The 15,328-nt window shown below is 66.8% G+C and carries 12 protein-coding genes; 11 read left to right on the forward strand and 1 reads right to left on the reverse strand.

All coding sequences use genetic code 11. The features are described from left to right. The first annotated feature begins 141 nt into the window (after nt 1-141). Both FB461_RS02505 and FB461_RS02510 read left to right on the forward strand, forming a co-directional pair. Nucleotides 142-1,668, forward strand: a complete 1,527-nt coding sequence (locus tag FB461_RS02505; protein ID WP_142118659.1) for an ABC transporter permease — start codon at nt 142-144, stop codon at nt 1,666-1,668. After that, nucleotides 1,665-2,765 carry an ABC transporter permease gene (locus FB461_RS02510; protein WP_142118661.1) on the forward strand — a complete coding sequence of 367 codons (1,101 nt, stop codon included), beginning with the start codon at nt 1,665-1,667 and terminating at the stop codon, nt 2,763-2,765. Before FB461_RS02505 ends, FB461_RS02510 begins: the two co-directional genes overlap by 4 nt. A gap of 16 nt (nt 2,766-2,781) precedes the next feature. On the opposite strand, the gene FB461_RS02515 is transcribed toward FB461_RS02510, so the two are convergent. Continuing rightward, nucleotides 2,782-3,294, reverse strand: coding sequence for a PH domain-containing protein (locus tag FB461_RS02515; RefSeq protein WP_142118663.1), 513 nt, complete (start codon nt 3,292-3,294; stop codon nt 2,782-2,784). A 48-nt stretch (nt 3,295-3,342) separates the two neighbouring features. Here FB461_RS02515 and FB461_RS02520 point away from each other — a divergent pair, with 48 nt between their 5' ends. From FB461_RS02520 to FB461_RS02560, 9 genes are all read left to right on the forward strand, one after another. Continuing rightward, nucleotides 3,343-5,112 carry an ABC transporter ATP-binding protein gene (locus FB461_RS02520; RefSeq protein ID WP_142118665.1) on the forward strand — a complete coding sequence of 590 codons (1,770 nt, stop codon included), beginning with the start codon at nt 3,343-3,345 and terminating at the stop codon, nt 5,110-5,112. A 67-nt stretch (nt 5,113-5,179) separates the two neighbouring features. Next, nucleotides 5,180-6,991, forward strand: coding sequence for an ABC transporter ATP-binding protein (locus FB461_RS02525; protein WP_142118667.1), 1,812 nt, complete (start codon nt 5,180-5,182; stop codon nt 6,989-6,991). A 365-nt stretch (nt 6,992-7,356) separates the two neighbouring features. Continuing rightward, nucleotides 7,357-9,267, forward strand: coding sequence for a translational GTPase TypA (gene typA / locus FB461_RS02530; protein WP_142118669.1), 1,911 nt, complete (start codon nt 7,357-7,359; stop codon nt 9,265-9,267). Nucleotides 9,268-9,271: 4 nt separating this feature from the next. Then, entirely contained in the window at nt 9,272-10,225 is a 954-nt protein-coding gene (locus tag FB461_RS02535; RefSeq protein ID WP_142118671.1) for a PIG-L family deacetylase, read from the forward strand. Beyond that, nucleotides 10,222-10,710: a hypothetical protein gene (locus tag FB461_RS02540; protein WP_142118673.1), complete on the forward strand. Its 489-nt coding sequence runs from the start codon at nt 10,222-10,224 to the stop codon at nt 10,708-10,710. Before FB461_RS02535 ends, FB461_RS02540 begins: the two co-directional genes overlap by 4 nt. 57 nt (nt 10,711-10,767) lie before the next feature. Continuing rightward, nucleotides 10,768-12,537, forward strand: a complete 1,770-nt coding sequence (locus FB461_RS02545; RefSeq protein ID WP_142118675.1) for a VanW family protein — start codon at nt 10,768-10,770, stop codon at nt 12,535-12,537. Nucleotides 12,538-12,539: 2 nt separating this feature from the next. After that, nucleotides 12,540-13,388, forward strand: a complete 849-nt coding sequence (locus FB461_RS02550; RefSeq protein WP_246045970.1) for an ACT domain-containing protein — start codon at nt 12,540-12,542, stop codon at nt 13,386-13,388. Continuing rightward, nucleotides 13,385-14,332, forward strand: a complete 948-nt coding sequence (locus FB461_RS02555) for a prephenate dehydratase (protein WP_246045971.1) — start codon at nt 13,385-13,387, stop codon at nt 14,330-14,332. Before FB461_RS02550 ends, FB461_RS02555 begins: the two co-directional genes overlap by 4 nt. Continuing rightward, the gene (locus tag FB461_RS02560; RefSeq protein ID WP_142118677.1) at nt 14,326-15,327 is read left to right on the forward strand and encodes a prephenate dehydrogenase; all 1,002 of its coding nucleotides are present in this window, start codon (nt 14,326-14,328) and stop codon (nt 15,325-15,327) included. The genes FB461_RS02555 and FB461_RS02560 overlap by 7 nt, the downstream gene beginning before the upstream one ends. Nucleotide 15,328: the final 1 nt, after the last annotated feature.

Below are 15,328 nucleotides of genomic sequence, written 5' to 3' on the forward strand. Positions count from 1 at the left end.
CCGGAATGCGAACGCGGACCGGGGACACGCTCATGTTCGGCAGGCTTTGCCAACCATTAGGTCCTACAAGGGTGATGGGGTGAGTACACGTATGATGAGCAGGCTTATCTCGTGTCACTACTCCACTGGGGAAACGTGCCGATGCTTAAATTCATAGCCCGACGCCTCGCAGCGGGAATCGCGACACTTTTCGTGTCGTCGTTCCTGATGTACCTGCTCGTGAGCGTGTCGATCAGGCCGCTTGCCGACCTGGTCGAATCCACGGCCCCGAACAAGGCGCAGCTCATCGCGCAGCGGACGGCGCAGCTCGACCTTGAGACGCCCACCGTAGTGCGTTTCTTCAAGTGGCTCGGCAACTTCATGCAGGGTGACCTGGGAATGGCCTGGCGTAGCGGTCAGAGCGTCAACGACCAGCTCGGCAGCGCGATGGTGTCAACCGTCCAGCTGGTACTGGCAGCCTCGGTGCTGGCCATCGTCCTCGGCGTCGGCGTCGGCATCGTCTCGGCGTTGCGTCAGTACACGTCGTTCGACTACATCATCACTTTCGCATCGTTCCTGCTGTACTCGTTGCCCGCGTTCTGGGTTGCCGTACTGCTCAAGCAGTGGGGCGCGATCCGCTTCAACGACTTCCTACGGGATCCGTTCCTGGGCTCGATGACGATCGCCGGGGTTGCGATAGTCCTCGGTTTGCTCTGGATGCTCGCGATCGGCGGCGACCTGCGGCGCAGGGCCATCAACTTTGCCGGCGCAGCCGCCATCACAGCGGGCCTGTTCATCTACCTGCAAGTGTCCGATTGGTGGCTCAGGCCGAACATTAATCCTGTCCTCCTCACCCTGCTCGGATCGGGCATCGCTATCGGCTTCACGCTGCTGTCCACCGGACTGCGCGATCGTCGCGCGCTCGGCTCGGCATTCACTGCCGTTGCTCTGGGGGTCGTCCTGTACTTCCCGCTCCAGCGAGTGCTCTACATCGACGGGTTCGGCTGGGGCTGGGTCATCGCACTCGGGCTGATCGCCGCGGCGAGCGGCATTCTCATCGGCCGACTGTGGGGCGGACCGGACTGGCGGCAATCGGCGCGGGCAGCATCGCTCACGGCGGTGTCGGTTGGCGCGCTCACACTGATCGATCAGTTCATGCTGTATTGGGGCGACTATCTCGCGCTAGGAGTGATTCGCAATCGCCCCATCGCCACCGTGGGGGACCGGACGCCGAACCTGGACCAGGGTTTCTGGATTTCGTCGATCGACACGTACACCCACCTGTTGCTCCCGACCATAGCGCTGATGCTCATCAGCTTCGCCTCGTACACGAGGTACGCGCGATCGAGCATGCTCGAAGTGATGAACCAGGACTACATCCGCACGGCGCGCGCGAAAGGGCTCACGGAGCGCACGGTCGTCATGCGACACGCGTTCCGCAACTCGCTGATCCCGCTGGCGACGATAGTTCCGCTCGACCTGGTTGCCGTTTTCGGCGGTGCGATCATCACCGAGCAGGTGTTCTCTCGACCGGGAATGGGGCAGCTCTTCGTGAAATCACTTGGTAACGCCGAGATCGAACCGGTGATGGCCTACCTGGTCGTGACGGCGGCGCTGGCAGTTATCGCCAACATCATCGCGGACCTCATCTATGCAGCTCTCGACCCACGAATCCGGGTGAACTCATGACGCTAACGCCGCAGGAGCCCATCAACGCCAGCGCTGTTGATCCGGCTGAATCACAGAAGGCCGACATCGCGCTCAAAGAGGTCGAAGGCCTATCGCAAGGCCAGATCGTTCTGCGACGCTTCTTCCGCCACAAGGCCGCTGTCGTCGCCCTCGTCATGTTCATCGCAGTCATCCTGCTCGCTTTCACATCCGTCGGCATCGGTTCCTGGTCCGGCTGGTGGAAGCACACGCCACTGGAGACCGGTAGCGTCGGAGCGAGCGGGGGGAAGCCGACGCTCAGCCTTCCGACCTGGCTGGGCGGAGACGGCTTCGTCTGGGGAGATCACCCGTTCGGCCGGGACGAGTCGGGCCGCGACGTCTTCGCCCGCGTGATGCGCGGCACGCAGACCTCGCTCATCGTGATGTTCGTCGTCGGTCTCGTGTCGTCTGTCCTCGGGGTGATCGTAGGGGCACTCGCGGGCTTCTACCGCGGCCGGCTGGACGCCATCCTCATGCGCGTAACCGACCTCGTCATCACGATTCCGGTGATCGTCCTCGGCGCGGTGCTCGGATCGCTGGCGGCAGGCAAGAACAGCGCCATCCTCCTCGCGGTGTTCCTCGGGCTCGCGTCCTGGACCACGCTGGCGCGCCTTGTCCGCGGCGACTTCCTTTCGCTGCGTGAGCGCGAGTTCGTCGATGCGGCGCGCGTTGCCGGTGCCAGTGATGCCCGGATCATGTTCAAGCACATGCTCCCGAACTCGGTCGGCGTCATCATCGTGAACCAGACGCTTCTCATGAGTTCGGCGATCCTGCTCGAGACGTCCCTGAGCTTCATCGGGCTCGGCATCAAGTACCCGAACATCTCGCTCGGTCAGCTCATCAATCAGTATCAGGAGGCGTTCGCGACCAGGCCATGGCTCTTCTGGTGGCCCGGCCTGTTCATCATCGTGATCGCGCTCTGCGTCAACTTCATCGGCGACGGGTTGCGAGATGCATTCGATCCGCGCCAGCGGCGCATCCCCTCCGCGCGCAAGATGGCGCGAGCGGCGCGCCGCGCGTCCGCGAGCGCGGACGCCGACCCGATCGTGGCCGCCGCCGGCCCGAAGGCAAGCAGCTAGTGCCGATGCGAACCTCTCACCCCAGCAGGCCGATCGCGGACAATGCAGCGCATACCGCGAGGACCGCCAGACCGCGAGAATTCCAGGTCACGACCTCGCCAGGGGCCCCTTCGTCCGCGGCCGCACGACGTGAGGATCCCCGCTCGAGCGCCGCTGTGACGGCGGCGGCGGCCTCGTCCGCAAGCGACGGACGGCCGCGGGATCCGCGCGCCAATGCCCAGGCCTCGATAGCCCGGCCGCTACGCGTCAGCAACTCGAACGAGTACCGCACGCGCGCTCCCGAGACGTCGTCCCACGGCACCGAGACGGTTCGCAGCACGTTACGGACCTCCACGCCGCGCTCCGTCACGGCGACGCAGGGGTCGAAGAACAGCAGCCACACGACCGCGCACGGCAATGCGGCGGTGAGACCCGAGAGCACGGTTCCACCGGCGAACAGGACGACCACTGGCGTAGCCACCGCGACGGCGAGCGCCGCCCAAGCAATCACGCGGGAGAATGGCGTCCGGAATATCTGGGCAGTTTCCACGCGTCAAGTCTCACAGATCTCGACCGCGACCGGAGATGAGGAAGCACGATGACTGAAGCGACGACGTCACCCGAGCCGAGTACGGGACAGCGCGAGCCGGTCCTCCAGGTCCGCGATCTGTCGGTCGATTTCTACGTCGACGGACAGTGGTATCCGGCGGCCGTCGACGTCACCTACGATGTCCGGCCGGGCGAGGTGCTCGCCATCGTCGGCGAATCCGGATCGGGCAAGACGCAGTCATCGATGTCGCTGGTCGGCCTGCTGCCGCCGAACGGGCGCGTGACGGGTAGCGCCAAGCTCGACGGCCGCGAACTGATCGGCATGTCCGCGGGCACCATGCGGCGCATCCGCGGCAAGGAAGTGGCCGTGATCTTCCAGGAGCCGATGACGGCGCTCAACCCCGTTTACAAGATCGGCTTCCAGATCGAGGAGACGCTACGGGCGCACTTCAACATCGGCCCGCACAAGGCTCGCGAGCGGGCGCTGGAACTGCTGCGGCTCGTCGAGATCCCCGAGCCCGAACGCCGCATCGATTCGTATCCGCACGAACTGTCGGGCGGCCAGCGCCAGCGCGCCATGATCGCGCAGGCACTCGCCTGCGACCCGCGACTCCTCATAGCGGACGAGCCGACCACCGCTCTCGACGTGACCGTCCAGGCGGAGATCCTCAAACTGATGCGCGATCTGCGCACGCGTATCGATTCAGGCATCATTCTCATCACGCACGACATGGGCGTCGTCGCGGACATGGCGGACTACATCATGGTGATGAAGGACGGTCGTGTGGTGGAGCGTGGCACGGCGGACGACATCTTCAAACGACCCCAGCACGCATACACGAAGCGGCTACTAGAAGCGGTGCCGCACCTCGGCTCGCACGCCGGCCAGGAGGAATCGTCCACCCCGCCCGCCGCGCCCACGGCCGAGGGCCAGACCCCGGCCAAGGTCTACAGCGGCGAACTGCAGGCCCCCGCCACCCCGGGCGAACCACTGGTACTGACGGCGCGCGGCATCGACATCGTCTACCCCGGCAAGCGCAAGAACGAGGGCTTCAAGGCCGTCGAAAACGCGGACCTCGACATCGCCAAGGGCGAGGTCGTGGGCCTGGTCGGCGAGTCCGGCTCCGGGAAGACGACCATCGGCCGTGCGGTAGTCGGCCTGCTGCCGGTGGCGTCCGGAACGCTCGAGATCGACGGCGTCAACATGGTCGGGGCCAGCCGCAAGGACCTGCAGCCACTGCGGAGCCGGGTGGGCATCGTGTTCCAGGATCCGGGTTCGTCGCTCAACCCGCGGCTACCGATCGGCGAATCGATCGGCGAGCCGCTGTTCCTGCACCGCAGACTGCGTGGATCGGCGCTGAACACCCGCGTTGAGGCACTCCTGGACCAGGTCGAACTGCCACGCCACATGCGCAACCGCTACCCGCACGAGCTGTCGGGGGGCCAGCGCCAGCGCGTCGGGATCGCCCGTGCCCTGTCGCTGGAGCCGACGCTACTCGTGGCGGATGAACCCACCTCGGCCCTCGACGTCTCCGTCCAGGCCAAGGTCTTGGAACTCTTCCAGGCGCTGCAACGCGAACACGGCTTCGCCTGCCTGTTCATCTCGCACGACCTGGCCGTCGTCGAGATGCTCTCTGATCGCATCGCCGTGATGCACCACGGCAAGATCGTCGAGGTCGGGACTGCCAAGCAGGTCGTCGAGAATCCCCGCGACGACTACACGCGGCAACTGCTCGCCGCGGTGCCGGTACCCGATCCGGATGAGCAGCGCGTGCGCCGCGAGACCCGCGACCGGCTGCTCTCGGGGCTGACGGACTAGCGACTCCCCGCAGATCCTGGCGAGGGCAGTGGATAATTGACCCTATCCCTGCCCTGGAGGTTCGCCTGTGACCGCGCTCGTGCGCATTCTTCGGTTCACCCGAGTCCTGACGCCGTACTACGTCGGCATCATGGTCGCGGCCACGCTCGTGACCGTGGCTGGCCTCGCCGTGCCTTTCCTGACGGGCCGGGCGACCGATATCGTGGTCGGCGCAGTCTCGGCCGTCGCTCGTGGTGGGGACGTTCCCGCGACGGCGATCCGCTCGGTGCTTATCTTGGCCATCGTGCTCCTCGGTGTCAGCCTCGTGGACACCGTGGTGAGCAATATCGGCGGGTACTGGGGCGACGTGATGAGCGCGAAGATGCGGGCCATTCTTTCGACCCGCTACTTCGAGAAGCTGCTGAACCTGCCTCAGCGCTACTACGACAACGAGCTCACCGGCACCATCGTGTCCCGCCTAGGCCGATCCATCACCGAGATCACCAACTTCATGAAGAGCTTCTCGAACATGTTCGTCACGCTCATCCTGACCACGATCGCGGTGATGGCCATCAGCGCCTGGTACTACTGGCCGCTGGCGCTTCTTCTCGCGGTCGCCTATCCCACGTACTTCTGGCTGACTGCGCTCACCTCCCGGCGGTGGCAGCGCATCGAGGGGGAGAAGAACGACCTCGTAGATATCGCCTCGGGGCGATTCGCCGAGGTCGTGGGGCAGATCAAGGTCGTCAAGTCCTTCGCGCGCGAGCGCGGCGAACTCGAGCACTTCGAGGACCGGTTCGGCCGAACCATCGAGCTGACCCGCGAGCAGTCCCGCTATTGGCACAGGATGGACGCACTGCGTCGCGGCGTGCTGAACGTGATCTTCTTCGGCATCTACTTGCTGATCTTCGTGCGGACGGTGCAAGGGCACTTCAGCCCGGGCGACATGGTGATGCTGATCCAGCTCATGACGCTGGCACGCGAGCCCGTGACCAGCCTGAGCTTCGTCGTGGACACCGCGCAACGGGCAATGGCGGGGTCGCGATCGTATTTCGAGGTGATGTCTCTCGATCCGGTGTCGATTGAGGGGGATGGACACCGCCCTCACGCCCCCGCGCCGCTAGATGACGAAGAAGGGGCGATGGTCGCCTTCAAGGACGTACGCTTCGGCTACGGCGAGGACGAGGACGTGCTCGACGGGATCACGTTCGAGGTGGCCCGAGGGGAGCGGATCGCGTTCGTGGGCGAGTCGGGAGGCGGCAAGACCACGCTCATCAACCTGCTGATGGGGCTGTACGCCGTACGGTCGGGCGAAATCGAAGTGGCCGGAATCGACGGGGACCTGGCGACCCTGCGCCAGGCTATCGGGGTTGTTTTCCAGGAGCCAGCGCTGTTCTCCGGGACGGTGGCCGAGAACATCGCCTACGGCAGGCCCGATGCCACGCACGATGAGATATTGGCTGTTGCTCGTCGCGCCGCCGTGGATTCGTTCGTGGCTAAGTTCCCCCACGGGTACGACACCCTCATCGGGGAGCGCGGCATGAAACTGTCGGGCGGACAGAAGCAGCGCATCGCGGTCGCCCGGGCCATGCTCAAGGACGCGCCCATCCTCGTGCTGGACGAGGCCACCTCCGCGCTGGACACGAAGTCCGAGCGGCTCGTTCAGGCCGGCCTGGATGACCTCATGACGGGGCGCACCAGCTTCATCATCGCCCACCGGCTCTCCACGATTGCCGAGGTGGACCGCATCGTCACCCTGCGCGACGGCCGGATCGACGAGATTGGCACTCCGGCCGAGTTGGCCGTATCGGGCGGGATCTACGCCGAACTGCTGACGCTACAGAATTCCGGGTCGAAGGCGGACCGCAAGCGGCTGCGCGATTTCGAGGTCGTGGGTTAACGCAACGGTCCTGCAATCGGACTGTGGCGGGCGTGTCACCGCCGACCGGACACCGGTTGCGGTTGGCGGACACCGGATATGGGGTGTGCTCGGCAACCCTAACGTGCGTTCTGCGGGGAGGGTGCGAAGCGAGCGGCGACCGCAGCTCCACGGCCGTAGCGTGGCATACCAGGATGCTCTCGAAAGAGTTGAGCGCAACAGGCCCTCGAATGCAGTAAAATCGGATAGTTTGCGGCTGACGTGGGTCGCGCCGCGCCTCGTCCGGCGGCCGCACGCGGCCCCTGAGCGAGCACGGTGACCCGCCACTCGTCCCCTCTCGCACAACCGTCGCCTCATCTCCACCGAAACCGAATCGAGTACCGCTTATGTCCGTGCGCTCAAATGTGCGCAACGTCGCGATCGTCGCCCACGTCGACCATGGGAAGACCACGCTCGTCGACGCCATGCTCAAGCAGTCCGGCGCCTTCGGCGCCCACCAGCACGTCGACGATCGGGTGATGGACTCCGGTGACCTGGAACGCGAAAAGGGCATCACGATCCTCGCGAAGAACACCGCGGTCCACTACACGGGGCCGTCCGCCGTCGCCGCCGGTGAATCCGAGGGCATCACCATCAACGTGATCGACACCCCGGGCCACGCCGACTTCGGTGGCGAGGTCGAGCGCGGCCTATCGATGGTCGATGGCGTCGTGCTGCTGGTCGATGCCTCTGAGGGGCCGCTACCCCAGACCCGGTTCGTGCTTCGCAAGGCGCTCGCCGCCAAGCTTCCGGTGATCCTCGTGGTCAACAAGGTCGATCGCCCCGACTCGCGCATCGAGGAGGTCGTAGCCGAGACGACCGATCTGCTGCTCGGCCTCGCATCCGACCTGTCCGATGAGGTTCCCGACCTCGACCTCGACTCGGTGCTCGACGTCCCCGTCGTGTACGCCGCCGCCAAGGTGGGACGCGCTTCAACGGACCAGCCCGCGGATGGCACGATCCCGGACAACGACAACCTCGAGCCGCTGTTCGCGACGATCCTGGAGAAGATTCCCGCCCCCGTCTACGACGAGGACGCGCCGCTGCAGGCGCACGTCACCAACCTCGACGCATCTCCCTTCCTCGGCCGCCTCGCGCTGCTGCGCGTCTTCAACGGCAACCTGCGCAAGGGGCAGACGGTCGCATGGGCGCGCCACGATGGCACCATCGTCAACGTCAAGATCACCGAACTGCTCGAGACCAAGGCGCTCGAGCGTGTGCCCATGGAGGAGGCCGGACCCGGTGACATCGTCGCCGTGGCCGGCATCGCCGACATCACGATCGGCGAGACGCTGACCGACCCCAACGACCCGCGCCCGCTGCCGCTGATCTCCGTGGACGATCCGGCCATCTCGATGACCATCGGCATCAACACCTCGCCGATCGCGGGTAAGGGCGGCAAGGGGCACAAGGTCACTGCCCGCCAGGTCAAGGACCGCCTCGACAGCGAACTGATCGGCAACGTCTCGCTGCGCGTGCTGCCCACCGAGCGTCCCGACGCCTGGGAGGTGCAGGGCCGAGGCGAACTCGCACTCGCCATCCTCGTCGAGACCATGCGCCGCGAGGGCTTCGAGCTCACGGTCGGCAAGCCCCAGGTGGTCACCAAGACCATCGACGGCAAGGTCAACGAGCCCATGGAGCGCATGACCATCGACGTTCCCGAGGAGTACCTGGGCGCGGTCACGCAGCTGCTCGCGCAGCGCAAGGGACGCATGGAGACCATGTCCAACCACGGCACCGGCTGGGTGCGGATGGAGTTCGTCGTTCCCGCTCGCGGCCTGATCGGCTTCCGCTCTCGCTTCCTCACTGACACCCGCGGCACGGGGATCGCCTCGTCCATCGCGGAGGGGTACGAGCCGTGGGCCGGCACGATCGAGACCCGTACCACGGGATCGCTCGTCGCGGACCGCGCTGGCTCAGTGACTCCGTTCGCCATGATCAACCTGCAGGAGCGTGGCTCGTTCTTCGTCGATCCGACGCAGGAGGTCTACGAGGGCATGATCGTCGGGGAGAACTCGCGGGGCGAGGACATGGACGTCAACATCACCAAGGAGAAGAAGCTCACCAACATGCGCTCCTCCACGGCCGATAACTTCGAATCGCTCGTGCCGCCGCGTCACCTGACGCTCGAGGAATCGCTCGAGTTCGCGCGCGAGGACGAGTGCGTCGAGGTCACCCCGGAGATCGTGCGCATCCGCAAGGTCATCCTGGACGCCACCGAGCGCGCCCGGGCCACCGCCCGCCTGCGTCGCAGCTGATTCGATGACCGCCGGCCGGGTCGCGGGCGAGGAAGTGGCGCAGGGGACGGTCGTCCCCTGGCCGCACTTCGGCCGCGGCACCCTGCTGGCGGTGCACGCGCATCCCGACGACGAGTCGTTGTGGACCGGCGGCCTCCTCGCCGCGTGGCGCGCTGCGGGGGGCAGGACCGCCGTGGTGACCGCCACCCGCGGCGAACTCGGTGAGACGATCGGCGACGACATCGCCGGAACCGAGGGCGACGCCGAGGGGATGCGGGTCCTGCGCTGCGCTGAGCTTCGTACGGCGCTCGCGGCTCTCGGAGTGGGCGGGCATTGGTTCCTGGACGAGGCCGCCGATCCGCGTGCTTCCTGGCGGGATTCGGGTATGGCCTGGGCCAGTGTGGACGAGGTCATCGCCGTCCCGGCAGACGTGACGGCGCGGGCGGCGCTCGTTAATGCCGATCGAACGGCGCTCGACCGGGCTTTGCGATCCATCCTGACCGTTGAGCGTCCAGCGCTGGTGGCGACGTATGGGCCAGACGGTGGATACGGGCACCCTGACCATGTGCTCACTAGCAAACTGGCGACCTCCGTCGCGACGAGCATGGGCATTCCCTGCGTGTGGCGGACGATCAGCCAGCGCGAGGCGAATGACATGCGGGTGGCAAGCGAAGGTTTGTGGCAAGCCAGCCGCGACGAATACGCCGCTCGTACGGGGCATCGACGCGCTATTGCCGGCCCCGCGAACGTCATCGCCACCCCGGACGCGGCGGGTATCCGTTACGCCATCGATGTCCGCCCTGTTGCGTCGCTGGTGCGCGCCGCCCTGCGCGCACACCGTTCGCAGGTCCAAGCGGTGCGCGAGCCGAATAGTACGTGGGACGTGAGCGCGAGTTACGCGCTGAGCGATGGGCGATTGCGGGTGCTGCTCGGCACCGAGGAATACGCACCGGTCACACAGGCAGGAGAGGTAGCGTGACGCACGTGAACTTCGATTCTCAAGCGCCCACGGCCGGGGACGAGCCGAACACGGCCGTCGGAGTGGGCTACCACATCGGCGCCCTGATCGGCGGAGCGGCAGCGGGGTCAGCCGTGGCGCTCCTCGGCACGTTGGTTCACCGGCAGTGGTATCCCTGGCTGCTCATCGCGGCCCTGCTGGTCACACTGATCGGCGGCCTATGGCTGGTGCTGTGGCGCCGCGCACTCGCCGGCGTCGGCTATCTCAGTGCCTGGTCGATCACCGCGCTCATGCTGGCCGGACAAGGGCCGGGCGGGGACATCCTCCTGCCCAGCGAGTCGCTCGGCGCGGCCCCGGGAGGCGCGGGAGTCGTGTGGCTCAACCTCGGAATGGTCTGTGCGCTCTTGCCGCTGCTCGTCCTCGTCCCCTTCGGCAGGAAGCGGCGCAACCGCAGGATTCCAAGCGGCGCGCCGCGTCAGGATCGGGAGAATCCCCACTATTCTTAAGAGATTGCCACTCCAACCGCCAGTGGCTGACTGATAGACGTGCAGGAGCAGAAACACGTGACCAACGCAGCGGGGGCCGACCCCCAGGGGCCACTGGACGAATTCGAGCAGACAGCCGGGCGCGGAATCTCACGCCGCCTGCGAGGGTGGATCATCGCCCTGACGGTGCTACTCGTCCTCGTCGCCGTGTACGTCGCCGCTCAGGCAGCGCTGGCGAGCAAGATCCCGAATGGCACCACCGTGCTCGGAGTCGCTATCGGCGGCAAAACGGCGGACGAGGCGAGCGCATTGCTCGAAACCCAACTGGCTGCGCGCGTCGCCGAGCCGATCGGACTCACCGCCGGCGACCACTCCGTCGAACTCGATCCATCGGCCGCCGGGCTGTCGGTCGACTACCCCGCCACAACCGACGGCCTGACGGGCTTCTCGTTGTCCCCCGCACGCCTCATCTCGCATCTCGCCGGCGGAAAGGCGATCGATCCCGTCGTCGTCATCGACAATGCCAAGCTCGAGGCCGCCGTCGCGGGCCTGGCTCCCGCCCTTGCAAGCGAGCCGGTCAACGGTTCCGTGACGATCGTTGACGGTTCCCCCGTAGCATCCCCGGCGTCGGACGGCACCGCGCTCGACTCCAACGCGACCGCTGATCTGATCGCCGACAAGTGGCCGGCCGAAGCGGGGCCATACGTCGCCCCCATAAGCGCCACGGAACCGGTGATCGGGCAGTCGGCGGTCGATGCGGCCATGGCCCAGGCGAGCACGATCGTGTCCGCGCCAGTGTGGGTCGTGATCGGGGACCAGCGCGCCGAGCTGCCGGAGAACGTGGTCGCGAGTGCGCTCACGTACTCCCCGAGCGGCGCCGAACTCGTCCCCGCCCTGGATGCCAAGACGATCCGCGGTGCGGTCCTGGATCGCACTACGAACCTGGAGACGAAGGCCGAGGACGCCTACTTCGCATTCACCAAGAAGAACAAGCCGAAGATCAAGGGCGGCCAAGCCGGCACGGCGCTCGACGGTCAGACGGCCGCGGATGCGGTTCTAGCGGCGGCCCAGACCACCGACCGCACCGCAAGCGTGGCGCTCGTGGAAAGCGAGCCGAAGGTCACGAAGGCGAGCCTCGAGGCACTCGGCGTCAAAGAGGTCGTCTCGGAGTTCTCGACCCCGCTGACTTCCGAGCCAATCCGCACCAGTAACATCGCCAACGCCGGAAGGCTGCTCACGGGAACGCTCGTGGCACCAGGTGAGACGTTCTCGCTGGAAAAGACGATCGGGCCGGTGGATGCCGAACACGGCTACAGGGAGGCGGGCGTCATCGTCAACGGCTTCCACACCACGGGCATGGGAGGTGGCCTGTCGCAGGTGGCGACCACCACGTACAACGCCGGCTTCTTCGCGGGCATGGTCGACATCGAGCACCGCCCGCACACGGAATGGCTATCGCGCTACCCCGAGGGCCGGGAGTCAACGATCTACACGGGCAGTATCGATGTGAAGTTCCGCAACGACTCGCCGTACGGGCTGCTCCTGCGCGGCTGGGTCGAGGGCGGGCGTTTCCACGTCGAAGCGTGGAGCACGAAGTACTACAAGGTCGACACGACGACGTCCGGGCGATCAAACGTCGTCGCACCCAAGACGGTCTACTCCACCGCCCAGAACTGCGAGCCGAGCGGTGCCGGCAACTCCGGGTTCACCGTCAGCGTGAGCCGGACAGTCACCGAGATCGAATCCGGCAAGACGATCATCGACGAGACGAAGACGTGGACCTACCGGCCGACGAACGCGATCATCTGCGGAAAGAAGCCATCGGCCAACGACAAAAAGAGCGAGTAGGGATGATGCTCGGACGTATCACGCGGGAATCCGCACTCACAGCCTGGCGCGCCGCCTCGGACGCCGGCTGGCTCACCGATGAGACCGGTCTACTCGATCTGGGTTCGACGACCTCAGTGCTCTCGACGGTCGGTTCCATAGCTGACCTCGGTGCGGTCGTGCAGATCGGGCACCCGTCTCGCCCCGATCCCGAACTTGAGCATGCGCTACTGTCGAGCCCGCCGGGCGTGCAACTCGTCGCGGCCAGTGTCGTGGAGTCGGATTGGCTGTGGGTCGGGCCGTCCCGTGGGGCGAGCGGTCACACGGTAGTCGACGAGGCCGGCATGCGGGACTGCCGGCACCGGCTGCGGGCGATGGGCGTCAACCCGCACCTCGTGCCCACCACTATGCCGATCGAGGATCGCATCTCGCTCGCGGGCGTCGACGGAATGCTCGTCATCGAGCGCGACGCCGTCCCCGACGGCTTCGTCGAACTGCCCGGATCCGAGCAACTCGGGGCCAGGCCGCTGTGGTACGGGCTCGTCCGGCGGGTCACTCAATCACAGATCACCGAACCCTCCCGGATTTGGCTCGCATTCGGGCCGACGATCGACCATCGGGGTTCCCTGCATGCCGTGCTGGGTTCGATCGCCGATGTCGGCTTCGACCTCGTCCACCTGCGATCGCACCCGACGCACGACGGACCGCACGTGTTCTTCTGCGCGTTCGATGCAGCCGCGTCCGCCGAGGTCGATGCCCTACTAGGCATGTTCAGCAGCCGCAGTGTAGCTCACCGGATACTCGCGGTATTCCCCAGCGTCGTTGCCACCGCCGACCCATCGGCACTAGAGCCGCGCTGGCAGGCACCATGATCGGCTACCTGGGGCCCGAGGGCTCCTTCACCTACGCGGCGGCGCTCGCGTGGAGTGATCGCGAACGCCTGCGAGCCTTCGACTCCGTCTCATCGATCACGGCGACCGTCGGAGCCGGCGATATCTCGGGCGGAGTCATCGCGATCGAGAACTCGGTCGAGGGCTACGTCGCCCAGTCGCTCGATGCACTCATCGCCGCCGACGATGTCGTCGCCGTCGACCAGATCGAGCTTCCCATCACCTTCGATGCCTTCACGCTGCCCGGCGCAAGCGATCTCCGATCGATCTCGGCGCACCCCCACGGCCTTGCGCAATGCCGCGACTTCGTCGCGAGCCGCTCTCTGCCCGTCATCGCCGCCTCATCCAATGCCGCCGCTTGCCGCGACCTCGGTCCGCACGGCATCGCGCTCGGCCCCCGGGTCTGTGGCGACCTGTACGGGCTGACGACTCTCGCGCGCGAAGTGCAGGACTTCGCGGGCGCGCGCACCCGCTTCCTGCGACTGGCGCGTCGCGATCTGGCGTCGAAGATACTGCGCGGCGGGGACGCACCGGATCGCCGTGGCGAGGCTGGCCACGGCGACACTGTGGACGAGTGGAGCACCATGGTCGCACTCACACCGACGGTGGCCGGGCCCGGAGTGCTCGCCCGGATCGCCGCGGCATTCGGCAGGCGCGGCGTGAACATGTCCAGCCTCGTCACCCGGCCCCTGAAGGCCGTCTCCGGGCGGTACGTGTTCGTCATCACCTGCGACGGCGCGCCCTGGCAGGACCACCTGCGGGCCTTGTTCGAGGAACTGCTGGCGGCCGGCGACTCACTCAAGACACTCGGCGTGTTCCCGCACGCAGACGATCTCGACGCGATGGTCGATCCGAACAGAATCCCTGCCGGCTCGGCCAGCGACGAGCAATCGCCCGCGTCGAAAGCGAGGGCGCTGCTATGGTGACGGCGCCGCGCATCGGGGTAGTCGGCCTCGGTCTGATCGGCGGATCCATCGCCAGGCTCCTGCGAGCCCGCGGCGTGACGTTCGTCGCGTGGGATCCCGACCCGACCACGCGCAGCCTCGCGCGCGCCGGGGAAATCCCTGCGCGGGACGATCTCGAGGATCTCGCCGAATTCGCCCCCGAACTCGTCATCGTGGCGGCGCCGCTGCGCTCCATGCGGGACGTGTTCTCGGCACTCGCGCCGCTGGTGAGCCCCGAGACCACCGTCGTCGACGTGGGCAGCGTCAAAGGTCCGGTCCGCGAATGGGCCCGAGAGGCAGGCCTCGGCCGCAGTTACGTCGGCGCCCACCCCATGGCTGGGACGGAGCGCACGGGGTTCGCCGCGTCGAGCGCGGACCTGCTGGAGCGCGTCACCTGGGCGGTCACGGTGGACGATGCCACGCCTCGCGGACACGCGGAACGCGTTCTCTGGCTCGTACTTGAGGTCGCACGTTCGCGGGCGCTGCTCCTGACGGACGACGACCACGACCGCGCGGTCGCGCTCATTTCTCACCTACCTCACGTTTTCGCGGCTCAGTTGCTAGCGCAGGCGGAAGGATCGCCACTGGCTGGTGCCGCCCGCGCGCTCGCGGCTGGTAGTTTCCGCGACGGCACGCGCGTGGCGCGGGGGGACTCTGCACGTTCCGAGGCGATGGTTCTCGCCAATGCCCCCGCGGTCCGCGCCGGGCTCGCGGATGCCGTAGCGGACCTGCGTCGCCTCGCGGACGACCTCGAACGCGCGGCGCGCGATGCCGACATCTCATGGTTCTTCGCCCGCCAGAACGCGGAGGCGGAGGACCTTGGTGCTACCGCCACCGGTGCCCCCAGCGATGCGGACGCGGGTGCCGTAAGCGATCGGATCGCCTGGGAGCAGGACTGGCAGGGCCTCGCCACCGAGGCTGGCCGTCGTGGCGGCGCCGTCGTGGCGTTCGACGACGAGGGGCTCACCCTGCTGTAGG

Origin of the sequence: Rarobacter faecitabidus, assembly GCF_006716265.1 — a bacterium.
GTDB classification, from domain to species: Bacteria; Actinomycetota; Actinomycetes; order Actinomycetales; family Cellulomonadaceae; genus Rarobacter; species Rarobacter faecitabidus.